The 24,437-nt window shown below is 47.0% G+C and carries 20 protein-coding genes and 1 pseudogene; 15 read left to right on the top strand and 6 right to left on the bottom strand.

The window, feature by feature from the left end; translation table 11 throughout:
* Nucleotides 1-547 precede the first annotated feature (547 nt).
* Nucleotides 548-3,205, bottom strand: coding sequence for a hypothetical protein (locus tag ACFO1S_RS23430; protein ID WP_204605072.1), 2,658 nt, complete (start codon nucleotides 3,203-3,205; stop codon nucleotides 548-550).
* Nucleotides 3,206-3,618: 413 nt separating this feature from the next.
* Between ACFO1S_RS23430 and ACFO1S_RS23435 the strand changes: the two genes are divergently transcribed.
* From ACFO1S_RS23435 to ACFO1S_RS23480, 10 genes are all read left to right on the top strand, one after another.
* A complete protein-coding gene (locus ACFO1S_RS23435) occupies nucleotides 3,619-3,870 on the top strand; it encodes a hypothetical protein (RefSeq protein ID WP_204605073.1) in 252 nt (83 codons plus the stop codon).
* Nucleotides 3,871-4,651: 781 nt separating this feature from the next.
* Nucleotides 4,652-6,955 (top strand): type IV secretory system conjugative DNA transfer family protein, encoded by a 2,304-nt coding sequence (locus ACFO1S_RS23440; protein ID WP_204605075.1) that lies wholly within the window; start codon nucleotides 4,652-4,654, stop codon nucleotides 6,953-6,955.
* A gap of 180 nt (nucleotides 6,956-7,135) precedes the next feature.
* Entirely contained in the window at nucleotides 7,136-7,789 is a 654-nt protein-coding gene (locus tag ACFO1S_RS23445) for a replication-relaxation family protein (RefSeq protein ID WP_378127671.1), read from the top strand.
* A gap of 230 nt (nucleotides 7,790-8,019) precedes the next feature.
* Nucleotides 8,020-8,841, top strand: a complete 822-nt coding sequence (locus tag ACFO1S_RS23450) for a conjugal transfer protein (protein WP_204605076.1) — start codon at nucleotides 8,020-8,022, stop codon at nucleotides 8,839-8,841.
* 27 nt (nucleotides 8,842-8,868) lie between these two features.
* Nucleotides 8,869-9,042 (top strand): hypothetical protein, encoded by a 174-nt coding sequence (locus ACFO1S_RS23455; protein WP_204605077.1) that lies wholly within the window; start codon nucleotides 8,869-8,871, stop codon nucleotides 9,040-9,042.
* Nucleotides 9,043-9,067: 25 nt separating this feature from the next.
* Nucleotides 9,068-9,325, top strand: coding sequence for a hypothetical protein (locus ACFO1S_RS23460; RefSeq protein ID WP_204605078.1), 258 nt, complete (start codon nucleotides 9,068-9,070; stop codon nucleotides 9,323-9,325).
* Between the two features lie 4 nt (nucleotides 9,326-9,329).
* Nucleotides 9,330-10,055 carry a TcpE family conjugal transfer membrane protein gene (locus ACFO1S_RS23465; RefSeq protein ID WP_204605079.1) on the top strand — a complete coding sequence of 242 codons (726 nt, stop codon included), beginning with the start codon at nucleotides 9,330-9,332 and terminating at the stop codon, nucleotides 10,053-10,055.
* A complete protein-coding gene (locus ACFO1S_RS23470; protein ID WP_204605080.1) occupies nucleotides 10,052-10,270 on the top strand; it encodes a hypothetical protein in 219 nt (72 codons plus the stop codon). The genes ACFO1S_RS23465 and ACFO1S_RS23470 overlap by 4 nt, the downstream gene beginning before the upstream one ends.
* A 32-nt stretch (nucleotides 10,271-10,302) precedes the next feature.
* Nucleotides 10,303-11,757: a hypothetical protein gene (locus tag ACFO1S_RS23475; protein ID WP_378127672.1), complete on the top strand. Its 1,455-nt coding sequence runs from the start codon at nucleotides 10,303-10,305 to the stop codon at nucleotides 11,755-11,757.
* Between the two features lie 41 nt (nucleotides 11,758-11,798).
* Nucleotides 11,799-12,053: a hypothetical protein gene (locus ACFO1S_RS23480; protein WP_204605081.1), complete on the top strand. Its 255-nt coding sequence runs from the start codon at nucleotides 11,799-11,801 to the stop codon at nucleotides 12,051-12,053.
* Nucleotides 12,054-12,745: 692 nt separating this feature from the next.
* Here ACFO1S_RS23480 and ACFO1S_RS23485 read toward each other — a convergent pair.
* The 4 genes from ACFO1S_RS23485 to ACFO1S_RS23500 form a co-directional block, all read right to left on the bottom strand.
* Entirely contained in the window at nucleotides 12,746-13,210 is a 465-nt protein-coding gene (locus ACFO1S_RS23485) for a transposase (protein ID WP_204605117.1), read from the bottom strand.
* Nucleotides 13,211-13,215: 5 nt separating this feature from the next.
* Entirely contained in the window at nucleotides 13,216-13,875 is a 660-nt protein-coding gene (locus ACFO1S_RS23490; RefSeq protein ID WP_378127675.1) for an IS110 family transposase, read from the bottom strand.
* A gap of 537 nt (nucleotides 13,876-14,412) precedes the next feature.
* Nucleotides 14,413-15,210 (bottom strand): sulfite exporter TauE/SafE family protein, encoded by a 798-nt coding sequence (locus ACFO1S_RS23495; protein ID WP_204605084.1) that lies wholly within the window; start codon nucleotides 15,208-15,210, stop codon nucleotides 14,413-14,415.
* Nucleotides 15,211-15,235: 25 nt separating this feature from the next.
* On the bottom strand, nucleotides 15,236-16,855 hold the full coding sequence (locus ACFO1S_RS23500) for a carboxylesterase/lipase family protein (protein WP_204605085.1): 1,620 nt from the start codon (nucleotides 16,853-16,855) through the stop codon (nucleotides 15,236-15,238).
* 112 nt (nucleotides 16,856-16,967) lie between these two features.
* Between ACFO1S_RS23500 and ACFO1S_RS23505 the strand changes: the two genes are divergently transcribed.
* The 5 genes and pseudogenes from ACFO1S_RS23505 (at nucleotide 16,968) to ACFO1S_RS23525 (ending at nucleotide 23,671) form a co-directional block, all read left to right on the top strand.
* Nucleotides 16,968-17,852, top strand: coding sequence for a LysR family transcriptional regulator (locus ACFO1S_RS23505; protein WP_204605086.1), 885 nt, complete (start codon nucleotides 16,968-16,970; stop codon nucleotides 17,850-17,852).
* 407 nt (nucleotides 17,853-18,259) lie between these two features.
* Nucleotides 18,260-19,273 (top strand): annotated as a pseudogene (locus ACFO1S_RS23510) (alpha-L-rhamnosidase N-terminal domain-containing protein).
* Nucleotides 19,274-19,511: 238 nt separating this feature from the next.
* Nucleotides 19,512-20,435, top strand: a complete 924-nt coding sequence (locus ACFO1S_RS23515; RefSeq protein WP_204605089.1) for a carbohydrate ABC transporter permease — start codon at nucleotides 19,512-19,514, stop codon at nucleotides 20,433-20,435.
* Between the two features lies 1 nt (nucleotide 20,436).
* A complete protein-coding gene (locus ACFO1S_RS23520; protein WP_204605090.1) occupies nucleotides 20,437-21,258 on the top strand; it encodes a carbohydrate ABC transporter permease in 822 nt (273 codons plus the stop codon).
* Between the two features lie 22 nt (nucleotides 21,259-21,280).
* The gene (locus tag ACFO1S_RS23525) at nucleotides 21,281-23,671 is read left to right on the top strand and encodes an alpha-L-rhamnosidase-related protein (RefSeq protein WP_204605091.1); all 2,391 of its coding nucleotides are present in this window, start codon (nucleotides 21,281-21,283) and stop codon (nucleotides 23,669-23,671) included.
* Between the two features lie 150 nt (nucleotides 23,672-23,821).
* Here ACFO1S_RS23525 and ACFO1S_RS23530 read toward each other — a convergent pair whose 3' ends face one another.
* Nucleotides 23,822-24,187 (bottom strand): VOC family protein, encoded by a 366-nt coding sequence (locus tag ACFO1S_RS23530; RefSeq protein ID WP_204605092.1) that lies wholly within the window; start codon nucleotides 24,185-24,187, stop codon nucleotides 23,822-23,824.
* Nucleotides 24,188-24,437 lie beyond the last annotated feature (250 nt).

Below are 24,437 nucleotides of genomic sequence, written 5' to 3' on the forward strand. Positions count from 1 at the left end.
CATTAACAGAGTGGCTCTCACTCATTAACTCAATGGCTCTATGGCATCGAAATATTCACAATCACCCAATTTTCTAAGTGATAGGCTGTAAAAAATGCCTTCTCGGCGATTATGGAAGTGTTCTGAAAAAGTCGAGAGGAAAATTTGTTCGCTCTCCCGTTTTGGGGGTGAAACAATAAAAGACCCTGGCCGAAAGGCCAGAGTCAATGCGGGATTCTTAATTCCAAGAGGCTAGCTTATTTATTTGAAGGGGGGAGGGGTTATATCGGCATCGAAAAAATGAATGTGAGCCAGTTCCATATTAAGCAAAGTCAACTATCTCAACAAGGACATTGGTGTTGATGCTGAATAAAAGTATTTTTACATTTATCCTGGATTCCCGAAAAACACATAACGAGGAGCCGTAAACCCGCATAAATAAAGGAAAGTCGGCTCGGTATGAGGTTTTACTCGTAACGATGAAATCTTGGAGTTCGAAAGACTGAAATCCCTTGATTCTATGGGGTTTTCGCCCAATCCTCGTTATGTAAGCTCGGGAATCCGGGATTTATAGCACATACTTCAATATGGAGAAGTTGTCGATCTCATTTTCATTGACAATTATTACTGTAACCTTACCTAATTTTTGAATGTTATATTTTCTTTCAACTTTTAGTGGGTTGGCAAAGACCATTATGACGCGGCTATATCCACTGCTCGCCTCAAGTTTAGCAGCACCTTCTTCGACAAAATCAAAGAATTGTGGGTGTTCTGCGAGAGTCCCAAATCGGATTTCACTCCACTCACCTTTACAATTTTTAACTGTCCACTCGTCCGTTGATGGTTTATCTGCGGAAAGAATATCATTAGATTCGTAGATTTCTCGTTCGATAGATCGTTTAATTCGGTATAATGGGTTTTGATCATACTTCCGTTTCAGTTCTAGTGTTTGTTTCACACCTCCCATCTTCTCAATCGCCTCCTCAATCATATTCTCAAGGGCATCGATCCAAATATCAGCATTATTGCTGGCATCCATTTGTAGTGGGGGAAGTACTTTATTAAACACTTCCATAATAATTTTTCTTCTTCGTAGGTCTGAGCCAAATCCATGCTCGTTATATGCGATTCTCCAAAATTCATGATAGCGACCGACGAATTCTTTGTTGGACATTTTTTTCACACTATCCCCAACGAGCTCCTTGAGCCAATCTTTCACCTTTTCCGATAGATTCTCAATACGGTCATTTTTGTGGACGAAGTTTTCCTCTGCAGGATTAGAAAGAAAATGGTGCAATTTGTGTAGTAACAAGTCACAGAAGTCGTCAACTGGTCTTAACGTTTTATAGCTGCCAATAAAGTAAGTTGAACCAGAGTACAAGCGCCAAGTTAGAGCTTCTGCTGTCTTCCAATGGAGATATTCCTGGAAATAAATCTGTCGTTGCTGTTCGAGAAACTCTTGTTGAGTTTGGGCAAATACTAACGCCAGTTTCTTATAGTTGTAGCCAAGGATAGGTTTGTTTTTGTTAAGCGGCTGAATTTGTTTGAAGTCATTCATTTCTGCCTTGTGTGCAACCATCTTCTGAAAGTATTTGATTATAGATTCAATTTGTCTAGTTCCGGGGACTAGGTCTTTTAGAAAGATGGTTCTTTCTTTTAAATCCTCAATCATCCAGTTCGTATTGTCATATGACAATTCATCTGCAATTTTCCGAAGAGCCGCATCCTGCAAGCCGAGTAACTCAAAGTCCTTATCTGCCTCATCCTCAAAGTCTTTTTTATCAAATTTATCGTAGAACGTATAAGTTAGAAAAATTTTCCCCTTTGCTGCGGAACCGAACAAACTACGCAGAATATTGGTCGTTGTCGAATCCATTGATTTCGAAGCATCGTCTACAACAGTAATACAGTTGTATTGTTCAAAGAAATACTTTGTACTTCCTTCAATGCTTCTTGTATCGGTCGTTTTTGCATGTTCAATGCCGACTGTATCGGTTATAATAATTTGCTGTTTGCGCAGCTCCTCTGGAAAACGCTCATTATAAGGAACCTCTATGCGGATGTGGTCGACAATGGGGGTTAACAACCGACTGAAATGTTTCGCCTGTGTCGAAGTAAATAAAGTAATGACACGTTCTACATTCGACTCATCGTATTCACGAGTGAAAAAGCCGGTGATTGAGCCGGTGGAATTTCTAAATGCTTTGCCTAAATCATCAGCTTCAAGTTCGGAACACAACAGTTCGGCTCTCTGTCGAATGGTGTTCATTAGATTATCAATAATGTTCTGGAGCTTCGACGCAGATTGGGTTTCCGAGCGCTTAGATAGCTCTAAGAGTTTTTCTTCTATCCCTTCAATCCTTGACCAATTTTCTTCGCTTTCCAAGGAAATGCCCTCTTCGATAAACATAAGCCTCATTAATTGATCGATTTGATTGTATAGATGCTCCCACCATACTATCTGCTCTTTTTTTGTGTCATCGTACCTTTTTGGATGATTCTTCCCGTAATATTTACCGAAAATATATTCATTCTTAAATAACCGCTCGGGATCGGTAACAAACGCCTTTAGTACTTCTTCTTCGATTGTTGAATCAATAACTTCATTTGGTTTCAGTGCTAACTGAACTGCTTTACGCAAGGCGCGGGTACTAGCTTCTTCCAATTTCAATTTCAATTCACTCTCGGGCTTGAATGCTACGGCAAATGCAAATTTTGAAACTGTGAAAGGATCTTTGAACACATACTCAGTTGTATAAGTCGTTGTTCTAGCTGTATCTGTTACGGGAAAGTCAATGTTTTCAGAGAAGTTAGTACAAGCTTTAATCAGTGTGGATTTACCAACACCAAATCTTCCGAGCAATACCGTGCGCAGCGCTTCGCTTGAAATGGGAATTAAACTGGCCACATCGGTCTGCTCTTCCATCTCTTCGTGTTCCTGAAGTCGGACAAGCACCTTTTCGGCGACCTGCAATACATCTTCAAGTAATGCACTATCGTTTGTTTTAAATTCTGTTTTAAGTGCATTAATGAGTTGATCACGAGAAAAATTGTCGCCCTCAACATAAAATTGCTGGTACTCAGGATTTGCACTAATGAACTCTAGACAGTAAACTATAAATTTTGCGCGATTGTAATCTCCACGTAGCTTTAGTCGAACTCGTCCACGCTCTTTTCCACGAACCTCAAGTAACAAGCCATCATCCGTCTTAAGGGAAATAATCACTTTGACACACGCTCCTCAGTTTTTGTCACGGACATTTTGATTTAAGATATTTTATTATTTTTTTGACTTTATTGATCTTGTATTTGTCATTATTGTATCAGAGTGAATGTCGTTTGTAAATTATGGAGTGACAAAAAAGTTTTCATTTATGTCAGAACTCATTTGTTTTGTGGTGATTATATGCTGTTTGTGTCCTGGTTTTGTAACAGCATGTCATGGTAGTCTCCTGAGGGGGCACTTGCATCCATACATAAACGTGCTGACTATTTTAACAGCATCATTTGATAATAGATAGTTTTGATTTTAAATACGAACGTATGTTTGATATAATAATCTTCCAGACCTAGAAATGTAGTATTTTGGAAGATTGGAGCGAAAAAACAGAGGACTTTTTAACTAAGGAGGGAGCAGTGATGACGGAAGCCGGAAATCAAGAAATGAATGAAGGAGCGAAAAAGATAAAAAAACAGCGAGGCCGAGAAAACATACAACCGAAGCAGAGGAGGCATGTAGTTAGAGAAGCAGCTCATGAATATGTGATCCAGAATGTAGTACCATTTAATGAGATAGAAAGATGGCTGGAGGAATATCCAAGATGGAAGCAGCGAATTGAAACGATCAAGTCGCAGCTTTCCCATATATACCGGGGCTTACAGCACGTCTAGAGGAGGTTGCCATTCACGGGCAAGGTCAAAAAAATGAAAGCGTGCTAAATGAGGTTATAAAACGACTGCAGCTCCGTGAAGAGGAATTGCCGTTTTGGATCATTCGTGTAGACGTCATTGAAAGTGCAATCAAGGTGCTTCTTCCTGAAGATCAGCATTTTGTCGAATTGAAGTACATACAGCGGCTAAGTAATGATGATCTGATGGATCGGTTTCATTTGTCACCCAGCATGCTTTATCGGAAAAGACAAGACATTCTGCAGCAGCTTTATGTAGAAGCGGGGGGTGAGAAATCGGTACTATGGCTCACATGGCAAAAGCAGGATGCATAGCAATGTAACAGGATGACCGGCAGCATATCGGGTCATCCTTTTTTTATGGGCATTTTTTCAAAAAAATAAAGCTGAGCATAAATTCAGGTATAAATTTAGACCTAAAGTTACAGGCGTTAACGGCTGCTTAAATTCCGAGAAAAGCCCGTAATTACGCCATTTTCCGCATGCGCGATGAAAGTTCAATGAAAGTTTGATGAGAGTTGCATCGAAGTTTGATGAAAGCTAGGGAACAGACAAATGTAAGAAAACCCAACTTGCTTGCAAGTTTCAAGGGAGAAACATGCGAGAAAGTTGGGAGTACAACCGTAGTTTTTCCTGCTAAGATGGTATTGTAGAAGAAAAAGGGAACAGCCCCCGAAGCATCGGGCAAGCTGTTCCTTTTTCATTTCACGAAAGGAAGTGATGAATACCTTTAAGACCAAGCAAGTGAAAAAGGAGGGAGCAGTATGCTACCGATTTTATTTCCTCCACGCTGGTGCAAGCCGGGTTATGGTCCGGTCGCGCAGATGAAGTGGTTCGAGGTCACTCCTTCCTTGGATGCCTCGCCTATTGGATTATCTGAAGCAGCGCGTTTAGCCAAGCATATCAGCCATTTGGGATTGCCGTTGAAAGAGCGGATACGTTACGGGCAGTTGTTTTTTCGATTCTTGATCCAGTGCAGTGGACCTTCTGGACAAGTTCGGCTTTTCTTTTCTGTCCCGGATATTCGTCTCATGGGCTTTAATACGGCGTTCCAAACACAGGTGTCCGGTGTTTATTTGATTTCCGTATCGGAGCCTGTTTTTGCTGTTGGTCAAAAAGCTAACGTTATCGCTGCTGAAGGATTTCCGCTCTATAAAGGTACGCTTTCCATTGCTCCGTTTCATCCGGAAGGAAAAGATCCGATTAGTGAAATGATTGTAGCGATGGGAGCGGGGGAGCTGGAGGCGGGCGAGGAAGTGTGGCTTGAGCTTTCCTTTGCGCCAGCATCCAAAAGGGAATTGCAGCGTCGCATCCGCAAAGCGGAAAAATGGCTGCGCTCTCCGGCCAATGAGCCGGTTTCGCTCAAAAGCATTTGTCGGGAAATGACGACGGATGCCAAAGCACGTCCGAAGCATCGGGAACTGACCGATCATCAGCAAAAAATGATGCGTTTGTTGCAAATGAAGCATGGGGATGAAGAAATCGGGTTGTGGACGAGCTTTCGAGTTTTCCTTCGTTCGTATTCTTCGAAAGCGCGGCTGCAAACGATGAACGACACGCTCTTAACGATGCGTAACGGTAATGGACTTATCTTAAAACCGATTCGAACCAAGAAAATCGGGAAGCTTTTGCTAGAGGGAACACCAATGAAAAAGCTACTGTTTACTTCAGGAGAGCTTGGTCACTGGCTGCGATTTCCTACATTCGGCCAGCAGGGTGCTGCTCACATGCAAACGATGCATGCGAAGATCATCGACGCGCCGGAAGGCTTGAAGGAAGGCATCTTTATCGGGAAGAGCAATGTCCCCGGTGTAGACAAAGAGATCCGTATGCCGGTCAATCAAATGCTGAAGCATACGTTTCTTGCGGGGACTACGGGATCGGGAAAAACGTCGACGCTGCTGTCTGTCATGACGCGAATGGTTGACGATCTGATCGTATCGCCTGACAAAGCGCCAGGCTTTACGTTTCTCGATCCGCACGGCGGAGCGATTGAAACGCTGCTCAGCTACATCCCGAAAAGCTTGTATCCGAAGCTGCACATCATTCCGCTAGGGTACACGGATCGGCCGCGAGGCTTTAATTTGTTTCAGACGGCGCATGCCGATGTGGCCGAAGCATTAACCGGCGAATTTGTCAACACACTGCAGCAGCTTTTTCCGGGTTCACGACCACGAGCAGAGCATTATTTGAGGAATGGAGTGCTTAGCCTTTTGTCCGTCCCACCGCAAACCGTGCTTGGCATCGTGGACATTTTTTTCAATGAATCGTACCGCAGAAAAATATTGCCGCATTTGGCTGTGCATTTACGTCATTTTTGGAGCGATGAGTTTTCGCAAATCAAAAATGTCGGGGAGCATTTGGGCCCGATACTGAACAAGCTCGGTGCGCTCACGACTTATCCGACCTCGCGGCGCATGCTCGGCCAGCTTCAGAGCAGTGTGAATACGCGCCAGATGATGGACGAAGGGCATATCGTTCTGATCGATGGCTCTGGCTGTGTGCCGGATTTGCTGAAAATATTGGCCAGCCTGTTTTTCATCGATTATCACTTTACGTGTCGGAAGCGTCCGCAGCATAAATCGCGGGCGCATTTCTTTTTTGCCGATGAAATTCATCTGTTTGCAACGGACATTTTAACGAAAATACTGGCCGAGGACCGTAAGTTTGGTTTGTCGCTGTTTTTGGCGACGCAGTATTTATCGCAGCTTTCGGACAAGGTGCTTGAGGCGATCCTCGGCAACGTTGGCACGCTCATGCTGCTCCAGCTCGGCGGACCCGATGCGGACAAGCTGTCACGCTGGCTAAAGCCGCAAGTGACGAACCTTGATTTAATGAATTTATCCGAGCTGCACGCCATCGTGCGGACGAAAGGTCACGAGGGGCGTTTGGAGCTGTTTACGGTCAAAAACGAGATCGTCCCCGTTCGCAACGAGGAGTGGATTCAAGCAGCATGGGCGCATTCGGATGAGCAGGATGGAAGGCCGATTGAAGTGATCGAAAAAGAGATGGATGCCGGCGAAAGTCCACGCTCCCCTTTGAATGGATTTTCGCGAGGCAAGCAATAACGTTCCGCATAAAGACTGACATAGAGACTCGCATAGAAACTGACACAAAGACTGACATAAGGATAGAAGTCGAAAAAAGCGAAGAAAACCGCGACACGGCGCGCAAAACGGGCGCTGCCCAAATCCAGACTAATACTCATATGCGCCCCGAAGGAACGAGAGGGAAGGAGAAGAAGCAACATGTACTACTCAGCAAAAAAAGAAATCCTGATTTTGCTTTACCGATACACGATGCTGACTGCACGTCAGTTAGCCATTGTGATGCATTATCAAGTACCAACGATCTATGGAATCATTTGTGAGTTAAAGGAACAAGGACTAGTTCGAAGCATTCCGCTCCCTTTTCTTCGGAAAAATCACGTCGGTTATATTTTGACCGGCTACGGTGCAAAAGCAGCCGCCAGCTTGTCTGGAGAGGAAGAAGTGTTTCGGGCAAAGGATTGGGAGAAGGAGCCGGTACAACTGGAGCATTATTACGGTACAAATGCCTTTTTCATTTCGCTCATTCGGCAAAGTCTCCCCCATTCTGGCGAAGGCTTGCTGGAGTGGCAATCCACTCGTGAAGCGGCAGAGCAGTATGCTCACTTTAAAGAATCCGGTCAAAAGTCGATGCTTCTCAGGCCAGACGGCATTGGTTCTTATTTATTGCCGGATCGCGGCAAGCTTGTGCTTCATGTCGAGTACGATACCGGCAGTGAAAATCAGTGGAAATTGCAGGACAAATTGTGGATGTACGGACGGGTGCTTCCTTCGGTTTGGAACGCCGTGGAGTCGGTTCATGTGTGCTTTGTAACTCAAATCGAAGCTCGCCCGAAGCGGCTGCTGGAGCTATGATCCAACCTGCGAGACGGTCCGCTTTCAGATAAGCCCGCTCCAAAGGTATGGGCCATATCGGAGAGAGAATGGAATCAGAACGGCATCGAGTCGCTTTGGTGGGGGGAAGACGGACAACGATTACGTTTAAAAGATATGTCGCTTTTACCGCTCCCCCTAGAACCTAATTTGCCGATTCTCGGCAAGCAGAAAAGGGAGCTATCCCCGAGGCAGAAGAGGTGAGCGAGTAGATGCAATGGATTCCAAAGCTGCTTTTATGGATGATGCTCATCCTTTCCTGTTTAGGAACAGCTTCATCCCTCATCAAACCTGCAACGGATCAATCGGCTATTATCCATCAAGCAACGGTTGAGCAACAAATGGCGGTAAGTACAGTGACGAGCTTTGTACGCGAATGGATGACATGGAGCGGGGAGGAGTTGCCGGGCGATCGGCTGAACAGGCTGAAGCCGTATGTGAATCCCACAGCGATGGGGCGTATCGGTCAATTGAAAGCTGAGCAAAAAACGAGTCGTCAAAACGTGTTCTCCGTAGAATTTGAATCTCTTTCAATCCGAAGGGTGCATGCCTATTCGGTTCGCGTTCGAGTCGTAGTGCTGAATCCGGCACGAACAATTTGGGAGGTAGAGGTTCCGGTAACGGTTCAGGGTGGAAAGCAAGCTGCCGTTACGGCTTCGCCGGTAATTCGCCCGTTGCAAGAACTGGCTGCGCTGGCAGAACCAAAGCTATCTGAGTCGGTTGTTTCGAGCGAAGTGAAGCAACGCATGCAGCCTGCCATTGAAAGTTTTCTGAAAGCGATGTGCGAAGGCAAAGACACCGAGAGCCTGCTGAATTACATTAGTACAGGCTCAAAGCTTGAGCCGTTAGCAGGACGTATTCGGTTTCTCTCGCTCGATCAATTGGAGGCAACTGGAATCGGGCCGTTTACGGCAAGGGCAACGTTTACCGTGCAAGACGCTGCAACGGGTATGAGCTTTTTGCAGAGCTGGGAGCTGAAGGTGACGGAAGAAAATCAGAAGTTTTTTGTCAGCGCGGTTGCTTCAATGCAGTAAATCAAGCATGCAGGAGGCCGTAAAGCGATGTCAAAGCAGCAAAGAGAAGAAGAAAGACAAGCCATTATTTCTCAGCTTCAAAAGCTGGACCGACATGGGGTATGGACAGATGAACAAAGCAAAAACGAAGGGTATCCACGGATGACATTACGTGAGGCAAGGAAAAAATTAGAGGAAATGCTAGACCCAAAAAATCATTAAACTCACTATACGAGGAGGTGGGAGCGTGAACGGCGATTTTGTCGACACGGGGCTGCTTGTCATTAAACGGTTGCTTCAAGCGATCTTTTTGACGATTGCCATTTATCGAGGAGTTAAGATGTACGCAAACGGAGAAAACAACCGGCTTTGGTCGCATGTGGTGTTATCGATTATTCTCGGTATATTTGTTTTTTTCCCAGGGATCGCAAAATATTTAGCGCTGTACGTGCTGAAAAAGCTCGGCATTTCCGTCGATGGACTAAGCGATACGACGGGAGGCTGAGCCGATGGAGCAAGACAAAACGGAGTCGTACCGAGCGCTATATCGGGTGCGGCCGCTTATTTATCATGTTGGAGATATACGCCTATGGGTGCCGATTCGTCAGGATGGGATCGTACTCTGGTTCGTATATCTTTTTTTGTTCTTCATTCTCTGTTATGTGTTTCCGGTGCTTTCTTGGATCGTTCCACTCGACCGTACAGTGACAATGATCGTGGGTCCGATTGCCGCTGCCTATTATACGGTGAAGCTCGATCCGGCTGGAAAAACGGTGCCGCGTTATTTGCGGGACATCATTCATTTTCTCGTGCGGCCGAAGTGGTTTGTTCGCTGGCAGGCGATTCGCGGGCCTGAAGGAAGAAGAAAGCTCCATTTTGCGGGAACTGTCAGACCTTACGATATCATGACGCTACCCAGTGGCGAGGAAGAGTGGCACGGAAGCGTAGGAATGCTGCGAGGGAAAGTAGTCGGTTTACAATCGCTCTTCATCCCCGCATCGGTACGTGTGCGCTGGCATCGTTGTTCGGAGCGGTTGAGTATCGAAAGGACGAAGCGGAGCCACAAGAAGGCTATCGTCCCTCCAGCTTCTGTGGAGGGTAAGCGGACAATCCATTGGATTTCCTCACAGCCTGTCCAAGCAAACATTTATAGAGACAAAGAAACGAAAACGGAGATATGGAAGGTGCAAGGGCGGCATCATCGTCAATTCGAGAAAAGGAGTGAGTCCTATTGAGGCCATTACATGAGTCGATCAACCCTACAGAGCTAAAGGATATTCGCGCCTGCGACACGGTTGTTTTCAGGCTAGTCAACGATCATCATTTCAGCGGCACCAGCGAAACGGTATCTGCCGAACATGACGAATTTACATTCGTCGGTCGTGGCGCACATCTCCATGCGACCGAGATTTACCGTATCGAAAAGCACGTTCCGGCTGTTCCATCATGAAGTTTCCTGTGTTGTATTGGGAAGGAAATGTATTGTTTGACGTGCTTCTGCGTCCGTGGGCGGTATACCGAATTCCGCTAAAGCCATATGCGTATCAATCCATCGAGAAAAAGCGCGGTACCGTTACCACGATGCAGCAGTTTTTGCACGGGTATCAAGGGAATGGTCAGTTGCTCTCCGTAACACGAATGATGGATGCCGAGCAATGGCGCAAAAAACGAATGGGACAAGGTGCGGAATACGAACGGTACGTCAAAGCCGTCATGCAGCACTTTACCGACCGCAGACCGTGGCAGCGATCCTTGTATGTGGTGCTTCAGCTATCTGCAGTGCAAAGGCAATTTCCCGAAGTGGATTTATCCGGTTGGCGCAAAACGGGCGAAACGCTCAAGGAGTGGGCTAACGTTGTAGGACGCAGTGTACAAGAGCAGTTTTGGTATCGTCAGCGCGGGGAACTGGAGATGACGCGAGTTCAAATTGCCAAGTCCGCTGAGAGCTTGCAGTTTAGTCAAGTCAACCATCATCTGCATGGGGAGCGGTGCTTCTCGTGGGAAATCGAGTGGTTGATGAAGCGTGGCTTTTTCCGAGGATTGGAGCTAGAGCCGGAGCTTATGCTCCAGCCGGAGAAGATGCGGGAAGTACGGGTGAAAGGCGAGAAAGTATTCCTTCGTCCGAAAAAGTCGCTTCAAGTGCTGCTCGCCTCTGATCTGGCCTCGGAAGAAAAAATGAAAACGTGGATCGTCCATCATGATGATTTGGAGGAAGATGGCCGGAAAAGCTATCAGGCTTTTTTCTCCGTTGTCGATGTGCCCGAGGAAATCGATACGGTTGGGGACGAATGGCTGTATGCACTGGAGGACTTGCCGTTTCCTGCTGAAGTCAGCATTCACTTTCAAGTGCAGACGCCGCATGAAGCGGCGGGCGGCTTGCAGCGAAACCGCAAGGTGCTGAAGGATCAGAAGCGGGAGTACAAGGACGCATCGGAGGAAGCGCCCATTACCCTTGAATGGGCGGGCAAACGAGGACGAGTGCTTGAGAACAAGCTGCAAAAAGGGATGCCGCTCGTATGGTCTACGACTTGGCTGAACGTATCGGCTTCCTCACGGAAGGAGTTGGAGGAGCGATCCGCACAGCTTCATCAGCTCTATGCGACCAAGCAAATCCGTATTGTCCGCTCACCAGCCGATCAAGCCAAGGCATTTCAGCTATTTTTACCCGGCTCGTCGATGGACAAGGAAAATCGGATTCCGATGGACCCGAAGTTTCTCGCCGCCAGCGTCCTGCATGGATCGCGGGAAATTGGCGACCCCGATGGCGACTATATCGGCAGGACGCTTCACCGCATTCCGGTGCTGCTCGACTTGAAACGTCCGATGTCCAAGGAACTGAACCGCTCTGGGGCAATGGTGCTGGTTGGCACACTCGGTTCGGGGAAATATGTAAGAGGTTTATGTTTTTTATTCCAGATTATATCAATCGTATGGTGATGTAGGATTCTATGGTAGAGTAACTACAAGGAGTGGTATTAATGAGAAGCGCTAAAGAGGCTGATAACTTTCCATATTGCTCAAGTATAGTTTGTTATTTTGAAGTGGATAAAAATGGTGACGTATCACAAGTTTATCATAAGAATAAGTCGGATAGACCAAATGTTCTGGAAGCCTATAAAAGGGTTATGAATAAAACCACAACGTTGTATGCTGTTTGGCCAGGTAATTATAGAAGTGATTTGTTTATCATTGATGACCTTAATGCTTTTGCAAAGGCATTTAACTTTATTTGACCAATTATTTATTACAAGCTATAAGTGGTTAGTAGTTCAACCCCGTGGAGGTACAACAAACAAAACCATCGACACTCCACCAGAACATTGTAAAACTTAACATTTTTAGTAAGTAAAGTGGTAACGAAAAAATGAGGAACGATCCGGATATTCGGACAGAGCCGTATTATTATGGGTGCTTCCGATGGTTTTATGACCGATTGGGATTCAAAAATACATTTTCTAGGCTCCCGCTAAAATTTGTCGATGGTAGTGGAGCAGGGCTGAGTTGAGTGTCGTTCTCTCCGAGTTCTCTCAAACGTGCATTTTCGGACACTTTTTGATGAATTCCCGTGATGCCTTGCGGCACTAGGGAAAGGCGGCATGAAACGCCGAAATCCCTTGATTTCATAGGCTTTTTTCGGTTTTTTGGTTCCGCTAAAGGGACATGATTTCCGCTTGGTTCCCTTTTCCGAGCAAGATTCAGGTCCGTGTGGGCTAACCCCCCCGTGGAGGTTCGAGATTTCCTAAGTCGAAGCAAGTGTTTTTTTATGAATATTTATACACGGGATTAGGTGATTGTTTTCACATAAGTAGCCATGCCTTCAAATGTGGCAATGGAGATTTAAAAAATCAAGGTTGCATGCTAAAATAGGAAAGAATCCCGATCAGGATGAGGAGCTGTTGCTGCCTCTTGCGAACCGATCAGGATTCTATTTTTTTCGCCGCAGGCGCTTTCTTACGTCATCGGTGACACGCCACTTTTCCAAAATGATTTCTCTGGCTTTTTGCTTGGAGACTACAGTGCCGTCTGTGTCGCGGATTTCGTAAGGACGATCTTCTTTGAGAACTTGAAGAATGCGGGAAGCCATTTTAGTGGCTACGGCGCAAGTCGCTTTGATGTGTTGATTGCCTTTGTGAACCATGTGATCATAGTAGAACTTTGCCATCTGCGGATCCCACTGCCGCGAAACATCGGCGGCAATATACAAAGCGCGCCTAAGACTGGTTGGCCCCGCTTTCGTCATCTTGCCGCCCTTGCCCTCTGTTAAGCCAGACTCACTCTTGCCTGGAATCATACCGGTAAATCCGCGAAACGCCTCCAGGGTGGCAAAACGCTCGGGATTCAGGATGCTGGCAACAAAGACCGGAGCTAATGTCTTGCCGATGCCTGGAATGGTTTCTAAATTGCGGGAGGGTGGATATCCACATAAAGTGCATCAATTTTGTCGCTCAGTTTTCGCATGACGGTTTCTTCATGTTCGAGCAATTCCATCTCAAGGGAAACTTCTTCGCAGAGGGCATCGAAATCGAGAAATTTCTGATCGCCATACAGGTTATTCGCATCTATCATGGCATCGTAGATTTGTTGAGCCAGAAAAGGCGCCATCGGCTTGTCGCTGCTTTTGAGCAGCATCTTATCTAATCGTTTGATGCCGAGGCGTTTGATCTTGAGCGGGTGGAAATAGCGACCCAGGATCACTCTGGCCCGCAATGTAAAAGGATCGTCGAAACAATCCAGCAGCAGCGGAACGGCAAAACTGCAAAGGTCCTGAATACGGCGCTTGCGAATCGCGATGCCGATTGTCAGTTTCTCGTGCTGGCGTACCATACGATTAAGTGCCTGCAGGTTGGCTTGCGGCAATTCCACTTCGTATAGTGAATCCTCATCCACAAGTGGGATCTTGGCTAGCGTATCCGCATCAATCCGATCCGTCTTTGTATGCTTTTTGTAGTATTTCCGCAAATCGCTGACCTTTTCGCTCTTTACCCGGTAGACCAATGTCCCCGTTTTTTCGCCGCTACGGATAAGGGGAACCACATCATCGAAGTCGGTTCGCAAATAATCCGAATCGTATGAGGACCGTCTTGCTCAATCGCATGAAAGAACGATTCCAAGCCAAAATGATCGCCAATTTCCTTAATCGAGGCAGTTCCCGTACAGCCGATCGAACTCTCCAACAAGAGGCAGCTATGCTCCTCAGTCCCGTTACGTACCGACCCTTCTGTCCGGGATTAATTATACAGGATCACTGCATAAAGATAAGTTCTGCTTCGACTTCTTCAGTATACGAGTCCTCTCGACCGCACCACTTCATCAATGATAGGTTTCTGATCTGCTTTCCGGCAGAACAGGAACCTTTTTATTGTTCAATTTCTTTGAGCTGATGCTCATTACCTGAGCGGAAGAAATCATAGAGCTGTAGTCCAAATGAGCATTTATATTAGCTGTAGTGGAAAAATAGCTGGTGCAACTGTGCCGAAGATCGTGAAAAGAGATCGGAATAACGCTGTGCTGGATGGTCAACGTTTGGTATCAATATAACGGGGGATCCAGGCAACTGCCGGGACCCCCGCTAATAAAACACTATATTTCGAGTTAGCTCTTCATCATCAATCGAATTGAAACGAGCATGAGAAATACGGCCAGTAATCTTAGGAGCAGCTTTGCAGGAAGGCGTTTGGCTAGTCTTGCACCGATTTGACCCCCGATTACAGCGCCAGGCGCTAAGGCTAATACTATAAACCAATCAATATTCAATAAAATGGCATGAGTCGATGTACTTACGATAGCGGATAGAAAAATTTGAAGAATGGAAGTTGCAACAGCAATATGGGGAGAAAAGTTAAGCAACAAAGTCATTGTCGGAACCATAAGACTTCCGCCCCCCACCCCAAACAGGCTTGCCACGAAGCCAACCAAAAAACTGATAACAATACCGGTAGGCAAGTGATAGGCATACTCGAAACGCTCGCCGCTGTTATCGATAAAATCCTGCTTCACCGTTGGTTTGAAAGGCCAAGCAACGGGTTTATTCGGCTTAAAGAGGAGCAACAGCGCAATCAAAATTAAGAAGATGCCAAAGCTTACAAAAAACAAATGACCTTCTATGTGCACTGCAAATAACGCTCCTATAACCGAACCAGGAATCGAGGCAACAGCGAAGCGAATCGCCGCGTGATAATCGATTCTTTTTTGTTTTATATACACATATGTGCTCGAAATGGAATTGCATAGAAGCATTGCCATCGAAGTGCCGGCCAAATGAGAGGGTTGCATATTCGGAAACAGGAAGGCAAGAGCAGGCACTACGATGAATCCCCCGCCAAGCCCTACCAAGGAACCGGAAATGCCTGCTACTAGTCCTATGCCGATGAGAAGCATGTAAGTTAGCATACGGCAAGTTCCTTCCACGTTGGGATTAACAATTACAAAAAAATCTTCCTGCGAATAACTGGGTTTTAAGCCAACTACGCTGTTCTGCGGATAAACGAGCATCATGGTCCATTCGAGACAGGATTTCATTCATGGACAGCTTTGGATGCGACTGAACAATTGCTTCTTCCTTGCTAGCACCAAGTGAGAGGATTTCATTCGACTGGGGGCTGATTGTCCATCGTTTCCAAGTGGGCAGCCCCTCGCCGTTAGGATCACCTGAGTACAAGAAACGCCCTAAATAACCGCGCATTATGGTGGTTAGTGCCCTTCGTCCAGGTTCGTTATTTTCAGTAATCGTGCCCTTGGGGAAATTTTGCTCGACGAATGAAAAGTCCCCCGTATAGAAAGGGAGGTCCGCGCCATGAGAAGCACCAATAAGAAAACGGAGGGAGGGATCGATAACGCCGTCATGCAGCCCCCATCCAAAACGATAAGCGAAAATCGGTATCTTCGGGATCGCGTCCATAAATTCTTCCGCCACTTGCTCTACATTAAACGCCGCATATAGTTCGCTTCCGTATTGAACGGCTGCTTCATACAGCACGTTTTTCTCCATGTTTTCAGCTAATTGTCCCGCCTGTATCTGAGGCAGGAAATAGGGATCCATTAATGCAAATACGGAAAATTCGCTAGCGGTGCTCCCCAAAACGACCGGCAGGCAGGTTTGCTCACTGTTTTTAAAATGGTCAAAGCCCCCCCTCGGAATAACTGTGCCATCTTCGAACAGATGGGGGAATGCAGTCATCCGAAGACCAGTCTCACCGATTGCATCAGCAAATTTAGAGGCATCCTGATGATATAGGAAGTCAGCAATCGAGTCGGCAGATTGCTTTGAGATCCAATCTAATGCGTCATCCTTTGACTTCACTACCCCGGTTCTCCATAATAATTCGCAAAGAATATCAAATGCCTTGGCTTCGCCTTGTTCTGAAGTAACCGTTGTCAAGCCTCCGCTCAAGACAAAGAGTTTGTGAAAGAGTCCTTTGCCGAGCGGAGAGAGGTAAGCGGCTAAGGCGTTCCTTGCACCCGCAGACTGGCCTGCCAACGTTACATTCCCCGGATCTCCGCCAAACGAGACGATGTTCTTCTGTACCCACTTCAAAGCATGAAGAATATCGAGGAGGCCGTAATTCCCAGAATCGTCGAATGGATCCCCGTTTCGAAGTGCCGGATGTCGAAAGAATCCCATCGCCCCTAAACGGTAATTCAATGTGATGACGATACAATTGGTCTCACGCGCCAACATTCCGCCTTGGAAATCCCGTCCCGAACCAGATGTGTTGCCTCCTCCGTGCAGGAAGACGAACACAGGTAAGTTGATTCCGGTATGATCCGGCCGCCAAACGTTCAAGTATAAACAATCTTCACTTCCGTTCGGAACCCCCTGAAAGACCTGAACGCTGTTATGATTAAAATCAAGTACGGGCAATATTCCTTCCCAAGGTTCGACCTCTCGCGGCGCCTTCCATCGTAGCTTATCCACCGGCGGCTTAGCATAAGGGATGCCTAACCATGAGATCGTTTCGGACTCTGCTTGTCGAATGCCCCTTAGTCGACCGCTTGAGAGAGTAATTACTTCATCCATTGACTCCTTAATGTTCATGAGGAACCTCCTTTTCTTCTTCATTATAGAATCAAGATAAGGATGGCGAAAAATATATTGTTTTGTATAATATATATAACCAATAGGTTATAGAAAAAGGAGCCTCAATTCGATGGATTTACGTTCTCTTCGGTATTTTCAAACAGTCGCACGGCTTGAGAATATGACCAAAGCCGCCGACGTGTTGCAGATTTCGCAGCCTGCTTTAAGTAAGCTAATCGGAAATCTAGAAAAAGAATTAAAAGTTAAAATATTTGATCGTACCGGAAAGTACATTCGTCTTAACGAATACGGGAAGCGGTTTCTTACGAAAGTTGATTTGGCGCTTCAAACATTGGAGGATGCTAGGGCGGAACTTCTCGATTTGACCGAAGAGCCGGCAGGAACCATTACGATCTATATCCAAGTTGGCTCTTATTTGCTGCCGGATATGATTGGTTTATTTCGGCGGCATTATCCGGAAGCTCAATTTAAACTACTGCAGCATGATCAAGATATCTCATCATACCCGGCGTTTGATCTGTGTATTTCTTCTTTGCCGTTTAAAATACCCGGAACCGATTCCATTCCGTTACTAACGGAAGAGATTCTACTCGCGGTTCCATGTGAACACAGACTCGCTGACCGTAAAAGCATTCGACTTGCCGAACTCTCGGAAGACGGTTTTATTAGCTTGAAGCCGGGCAAACAATTGCGCGCAACGACGGATTCCCTGTGTCATATGGCTGGATTTACGCCTCGAATTATTTATGAATGCGATGAGCCTTCGATGGTTCGAAGCTTAGTCCGTTCCGGTCTTGGGGTTTCTTTCATTCCGTCCGTCACGTGGGGCGGTTCTCAAGGATCTTCCGTTGTACTCATTCCTATCGAGGAACCGACCAGTAACCGGACCATTGAAATCTCATGGTATACCAACCGTTACATGACGAATGTTGCAAATAAATTCAAGGGATTTGTCCAAGATTATTACAAAGAGCTAGGCATGAAAGCCGAATAATCGCCATTGACTCGGTCAGGTACCTGTCGATGTTAGAAATGTCCTCTGTCTATGTTCCGGGAAAAACGGATACCCAGCCAACTTCAAAAATTCCTCCAAGAATAAGAGACAACCATGCCATAGTAAAACACACCCTCCTACAAGACAAAATAATGATAAATCATGATATGGAGGGAGAACTAATCAATAAAGCTATGACGGGTTCTTCCAGACTGTTTTGCTAAAGAACATATATAGATATGTTCTGGCGCGTTTGCATATAGTTCTCCATAAAATCTGCTGTTATTTTATTAATAATGAGGTTCAATAACGCGCTTCGTTCGTCTGATCTAAAGATAATCGTCATTAAGATGAAACTTATGGACGTTTGCTTTATAAGTGAAATCATTAATAGGAGGAGGAATGATATGCTTCAAATTGTGCATGCTCAATGTGATTATTTAACTAATCCGATCGGCATCGATAAAGAGACCCCTGTTTTTGGCTGGAAGTTATTATCCGACCGGAACAATACTGTTCAACAAGCTTATCAAATTATCGTCCATCAAGGAAACAGCGAGGTCTGGGACAGCGGACGGATCGAAAGCGGTCGATCGTTTGCAATTCCCTATGAGGGGGATTCTCTGCGCTCCAGGATGGAATACCGCTATCACATTCGGATTTGGGACGATGCTGACCAGGAAATCGTGTCGGGAGAACAGACCTTTGAAACTGCTTTTCTGCACCACGGAGACTGGAAAGCCTCGTTTGTGGAACCCGCTCCATTAGGAGCATTAGAGCAAAACCCGTATACCGCAGCTGAAGAAATCTGGTATGACTTCGTTGGCAAGATGATGAGGGGGGAAAAAACGGAATATGTGGATATGGATGCGTTAATAGCCAGCCTCCCGCTGCAGCCGTATCATCCGGCCGTCATGATCCGTAAAGAATTTGGTATCTCCAAAAAGCTTGAAAAAGCCAGAATTTATATGACTGCACATGGAGTATACGATATTCAAGTCAACGGAGAAGCGATCACAGACGCTCTTCTGGCACCTGAGTATACCTCATACGATAAGCTGCTTAAATACCAGACCTAAGATGTCACCGCCAATCTCCTTCAGGGGACAAATGCATTGGGTGTAACGATCGCGGACGGCTGGTACAAAAGCAAGCTGGCGACAGGCAGAGGCAATGATTACGGCGATACGCTTGGCTTGCTGCTGCAATTGGAAATTACTTACGAGGATGGATCGTCCGAAACGATTACTTCAGATGAAACTTTCAAATTTTCCTACGATGGGCCTTATCGATACGCGGATTTATTTACAGGTGTCAAATATGATGCAAGAATGGAGCTTAGCAACTATTCGAAAATGGAACTGGAGCAGTACCGGCTCTATCGGATATCCAGCCGAGAGACGAGGGCGTCAGCGAACTGAGTGCATTCGATGCATTAGGCTACAACATTTATTCCGTACTGACGGATATTTCTACGGAAGAAGTAAAGCTTACTGATATTTTTATGCAACAGGTTATGCCAAAGCTGTTGACTTCCAATATCGACGGTCAACAAGCTGCGGACTTACTGGAAGAGGCGCTTCTTCGGACCAAATAACAACGATTTTTCGGGCGGGTTAGGCGAAAGCCTAACCTCCCTTTTATTAAGGAGGAATAAAATTGGCTGCATGGGCGAAGCAAAGACCGTATTTATGGTTTATTCTTCCGGGCTTTGTGCTGTATACGATCTTTGTGATCTACCCGATTTTTTCTGCTGCCGGCCTCAGTCTGTTTCATTCAAACGGATTCGGAGACCGGGACTTCGTCGGATTCGGAAATTATGTCGAGCTATTTACGAACCCCGAACTGAAACGGCAGTTTCTGAATGCGTTGAAAAACAACGCACTGCTCGTCGTCCTCAATGTCGGCATTCTGATGCCGATACAGCTTTATTTCGCTTATGTCATTTACACCAAGGTGAGAGGGTATCGTTTTTTTCAGACGATGATATTCGCACCACAGTTTATTACGACCAGCGTTATTGTTTTTCTGGCGACCCTTGTCTTTGATCAGAACATCGGCATTTTTAATCATCTTCTGAAAAACATCGGGCTGGGCGAATACGTCCGCAATTGGCTGGGAATTCCCGGGTACGAAGTTATTACACTGTTCTTTATTAATGCTTGGGCGGGCATAGGGTTCAGCATGATCTATTTTGTGGCGGCGATGAAGATGCTTTCCGACGAAGTGATGGAGGCGGCGTATTTAGACGGAGCCGGCTACTGGAGACGGTTCTTCTCGGTGATCATCCCGCAAATCAGGGCCAGCATTATCAACATTGCAATCATTAGCTATATTGCTTCGATGACGCTGTTCGATTTCAGTTATTTGCTCGGCGGAGTTAGCGGGGGAATCGACAACTCGATGGACGTGATGACGCTGTTTTTCTATCGTATTACGTTCGGAACGAATGGCGCCATGGGCGGAACGGTCGGGACGAATTCCGTCGGTATGGGGACCACGATCGCTTGCGTCATGTTTGTGATCATCTTCGTCGTCGCCCTTTTGCAAATTAGGTTGTCCTACCGCAAGGAGGATCATTGAGATGGCGGATATGAAAAGACTGTACCTTTCGAAATGCATTCTTTTGGTTTACTCCTGCTTTACCCTGTTTATTCTAGGGTACTTGCTATGGAATTCTTTTCGCACCAAGCAGGACATGTTAGTGAACACGCTGGGATGGCCGCGGAAATTCACACTCGAATCTTATGTCAGCGTCTTTCGTGACCAGCATTTTGGCACGTACATTGTAAACAGCGTCTTCATTCTAGTAGCGACGATTTTCCTCATTATCGTTGTGGCATCCATGGTCGCTTACGGATTGGGACGCTATCGTTTCCAGTATAAACAGGGAGTGCTTCTTTACTTTCTGCTTGGCTTGATGTTCCCGGTCCAGCTCGGGATTGTTCCGGTATTCCAAATGATCAAAAATATCGGACTTATCAATTCCCATTGGAGCGTTATTCTGGTACTCGCAGCCGGAATTTCGATGCCTGTGTTGCTTCTGACCAACTTTTTCAGGGGACTGCCGGACGCGCTTGTCGAATCGGCCAGACTGGACGGCGCCGGGGAATGGAAGATCTTTTACAAAATCATGTTTCCACTGGCGTCTCCCGTTATTGTCAGCTTGTGCATTATCCTCTCGGTTAATGTCTGGAATCAGTTTTTCCTGCCCTTGGTCATGCTGCAGAACGATGCCGTAAAAACCATCCCGCTGGCGGTAATGAAGTATACAGGCAACATCTTATTGAGCATGGATTATGCATTGGTAACCTCCGTATTGGCTACCATTCCCATTCTGATCCTGTTCTTTATTTTCTCCGACAGAATTATATCCGGCGTTGCCTCGGGCAGCGTAAAAGAATGAAGAATACGGGGGCGAGCTTCGGATGAAACCATCTTGGGAAGAGGAAGCGAAATGGATTTGGGCTCCGGACTGGAAGCCGGAAGATGAGGCGGGTGTCGGGAGGTTCGTTTATTTCCGTAAGACCGTTAATCTGGGGGAAGGCGATCATAGCTGTATCGTTCGCGTCTCGGCGGACAGCCGATACCTGCTGTTTGTCAACGGCAAGGCGGTAAGCAGAGGACCTTGCAAGGGTGACCGGTTTGCCTGGTATTACGAGACGGTTGAAGTCGGAGACCTTCTTGTTGAAGGGACGAACGTATTTGCCGTTCAAGTGTTGCGGTATCCTTACGCCGGGGGCGGCAACGAATCCGTCTGGCGCACGCCGCTACCGGGGCTGTATGTGCACGCCGACATCCGTGACGAAAAAGGAGCTCTGATCGCGACGGCGCATACCGACGAATCCTGGCATTGCGCCCGGGACGAGTCCATCGGTTTATCGCAAGGCGTCTATACGCAATTTTTGGGCATTACGGAAACGGTCGACGGCGCCAAACGACCGTTCGGATGGGAGAGCGCGTCCTTCGATGCAGGCCGTTGGAGCGAGGTTGTCGCGTACACTTTTGACATCCTGCATGGTGGTTTGAAGCCTTGGGTGTTGACCGATCGCCCCATTCCGGTGCTGTACGAAACGTGGCGAAGATTCAATAAAGCGAGCCGGCTTCGGAATGACGAAGCGGCATGGCAGCAGTTGTTGGAGAGCGATCGGCGACTCGTCATCCCGTCCGGCTCGTCCGTATTGATCGATCTGGATGCCGGAGAACTGACGACCGGATATATTCAGCTTAGGATGAGCGGAGGAAAAGGAACAGTCGTGAAGCTGCTTTGCGCCGAATGCTACGAGAACGAACCGATATCCGTTCCCTGGCTGAGGGACAAGGGCGACCGGACGGACAACGTAAACGGCGATTTGTACGGCGATGCGGATGAGTACAAAGCGGCCGGCGCCGGGACAGCGGTCTCCGAATCGTTTGAGGACTACGAGCCGTTCTGGTTTCGCACGTTCCGTTATGTTCGATTGGAAATCAAAACTGGCGACGAATCTTTGACTCTGCATCGGTGCGCTTATCGGGAGACCGGTTATCCGCTGAATGTCGCCGCAGAATACCGCTCCTCGGATCCGCAAGAGTCTGCGTTGTGGGAGATTAGCGTTCGAACGCTGCGGCGCTGCATGCATGAGACCTACGAGGATTGCCCCTATTACGAACAGCTGCAATATGCGATGGATACAAGATCGCAAATTTTGTTCACCTATTATTTGGCGGGAGATGACCGACTCGCCCGAAGAACGTTTTATGATTTTCACAGCTCGATGCTTCCGCAAGGCTTGACGCAATCCCGTTATCCATCCGTCTCGGCGCAGGTGATTCCAGGGTTCTCCTTGTACTGGATTTTCATGCTTCACGATCATATGATGTTTGCGGGTGATCGCGAGCTCATCGAACGTTATTTGCCGGGTGTGGACGCGGTGCTTGGTTATTTTCATCGTATGAGGGACGGCAGCGGCTTGGTCGGACCGATGGATGCGAGTCATTGGTCTTTCGTCGACTGGGCTCATCGCTGGAAAGAAAGTTACGGCGTGCCGGGCGCAGCCAAACGAGGACCATTGACCGTGAACTCACTGATGTACGCCTACGCCTTACAGCAGGCTGCGGATCTAGCGAGTTTCGCAGGCCGATCTGGATTGGCATCAGAATATGTCGAGCGTGCCGAGCAGATTCGCCAAGCAGTTAAGACCCGCTGCATGTCTGGGATACGGCGGGGATGCCTGACAGACGGGCCCGGTATCGAAGAGTACAGTCAGCATTCGCAAATCTGGGCTGTGCTTGTCGGAGTCCTGGAAGGGGAGGACGCTCGGCATGCAATGGGGACGGCGATCAACGATTCCTCGTTCGTGCCTTGCTCTTTTGCGATGGCTTTTTATTTGTTCCGCGCGCTCTCGGCGGTCGGCATGTACGACAGGGTGAATGGCATGCTTGAACCCTGGAGGAAGATGTCCGCGGACGGTCTGACCACCTGGATGGAGGACACGGTAAGCCAGCGGAGCGATGCCCATGCTTGGGGCTCTGTCCCGATTTACGAGTATGCCGCCGAGACGCTTGGTGTGCGGCCGGTTGCGCCCGGATACGGGGAGATCGAGATCCGTCCCTTCATCGGGCATTTGCAGCATGCTAAAGGGCGGATCATGACCGCCAAAGGCGCGGTAGACGTCGCTTGGCGTTGCATGGACGGTCGTTTCCATCTGTCAGCGGCGTGGCCCGCGGACGTTCCTTGCACCGTGTCGTTGCCGGACGGGCAATCTGTGCGAATCGAGAACGAAGGGAAATACGACGTCGAAATCGAACTGCCGCAGCCAGCGGCGCCTGGAAGAGAATGAGGGCATGGCTACAGCGGAAACGTCTAATCTGAGCGGAGCGTTCTGGTAAAATGGCTGGAAGAAGCTTTATAAGCTTAAGGGGCATGCGCCGGAGTCAAAGAAAACCGGTTGATTTTCTATCGGTTTGTCCTCCGGCTCGAGTCTGATGGTTTACTTTCCAACTAATACAAATACATTCCCATCAGGAGCTTCCATTATGGCGATATGTCCAGATTCGGTTGCAAAAGGAGTCCTAATCCAGTGGATTTCTTCGTTCTTACTTAACTCATCATAGGCTTGTCGAACATTTTCAACATAGATTTCAACTTCTATAAAGTTAATTTCAGGGTGATTACTCAACACAAGTTCAGAACTATCTTTTAGAGGAAATTTTAAACCTATCACTGTCCAGGTCGAACCGTTCTCTAAGATCCGTTCTATCTTCCAGTTTTCTGTTAATCCCATTGCTATATAAAACGAAAGTGATTTCTCAATATCCTTTGTATGAATACACACGCATTCTAATTTCTTAAACATTTGATGCATCTCCTTCAATAAGTGGAACAGGAACGAGTGTTCCCTTTTCGATTTGATTATACCACTATTTCCCATCGTGTAAAGCAACAATATTATAGAGAACCGCCTATGAAATTGATGGATTCAACTGTTTTGCCCGATCGTACAACTCCGCTTTGCCCTTTAGGACGATTGCCCGGAGGGACTAACGATGTAGAATGATAGAAATCCGGCCTTCCGTTGTTAGCCTTAAATATTACCGTTGTGAAGC

Origin of the sequence: Cohnella boryungensis, assembly GCF_042651945.1 — a bacterium.
In the GTDB taxonomy this organism is placed as follows: Bacteria; Bacillota; Bacilli; order Paenibacillales; family Paenibacillaceae; genus Cohnella; species Cohnella boryungensis.

What these genes read in the sequence shown, in the direction of transcription:
- ACFO1S_RS23530 (WP_204605092.1), bottom strand. Translation starts at nt 24,187, where the DNA reads ATGTTTAAGAAATTAGAATGCGTGTGTATTCATACAAAGGATATTGAG.
- ACFO1S_RS23440 (WP_204605075.1), top strand. Translation starts at nt 4,652, where the DNA reads ATGCTACCGATTTTATTTCCTCCACGCTGGTGCAAGCCGGGTTATGGT.
- ACFO1S_RS23505 (WP_204605086.1), top strand. Translation starts at nt 16,968, where the DNA reads ATGGATTTACGTTCTCTTCGGTATTTTCAAACAGTCGCACGGCTTGAG.
- ACFO1S_RS23480 (WP_204605081.1), top strand. Translation starts at nt 11,799, where the DNA reads ATGAGAAGCGCTAAAGAGGCTGATAACTTTCCATATTGCTCAAGTATA.
- ACFO1S_RS23445 (WP_378127671.1), top strand. Translation starts at nt 7,136, where the DNA reads ATGTACTACTCAGCAAAAAAAGAAATCCTGATTTTGCTTTACCGATAC.
- ACFO1S_RS23520 (WP_204605090.1), top strand. Translation starts at nt 20,437, where the DNA reads ATGGCGGATATGAAAAGACTGTACCTTTCGAAATGCATTCTTTTGGTT.
- ACFO1S_RS23525 (WP_204605091.1), top strand. Translation starts at nt 21,281, where the DNA reads ATGAAACCATCTTGGGAAGAGGAAGCGAAATGGATTTGGGCTCCGGAC.
- ACFO1S_RS23455 (WP_204605077.1), top strand. Translation starts at nt 8,869, where the DNA reads ATGTCAAAGCAGCAAAGAGAAGAAGAAAGACAAGCCATTATTTCTCAG.
- ACFO1S_RS23450 (WP_204605076.1), top strand. Translation starts at nt 8,020, where the DNA reads ATGCAATGGATTCCAAAGCTGCTTTTATGGATGATGCTCATCCTTTCC.
- ACFO1S_RS23465 (WP_204605079.1), top strand. Translation starts at nt 9,330, where the DNA reads ATGGAGCAAGACAAAACGGAGTCGTACCGAGCGCTATATCGGGTGCGG.
- ACFO1S_RS23495 (WP_204605084.1), bottom strand. Translation starts at nt 15,210, where the DNA reads ATGCTAACTTACATGCTTCTCATCGGCATAGGACTAGTAGCAGGCATT.
- ACFO1S_RS23435 (WP_204605073.1), top strand. Translation starts at nt 3,619, where the DNA reads ATGACGGAAGCCGGAAATCAAGAAATGAATGAAGGAGCGAAAAAGATA.
- ACFO1S_RS23500 (WP_204605085.1), bottom strand. Translation starts at nt 16,855, where the DNA reads ATGAACATTAAGGAGTCAATGGATGAAGTAATTACTCTCTCAAGCGGT.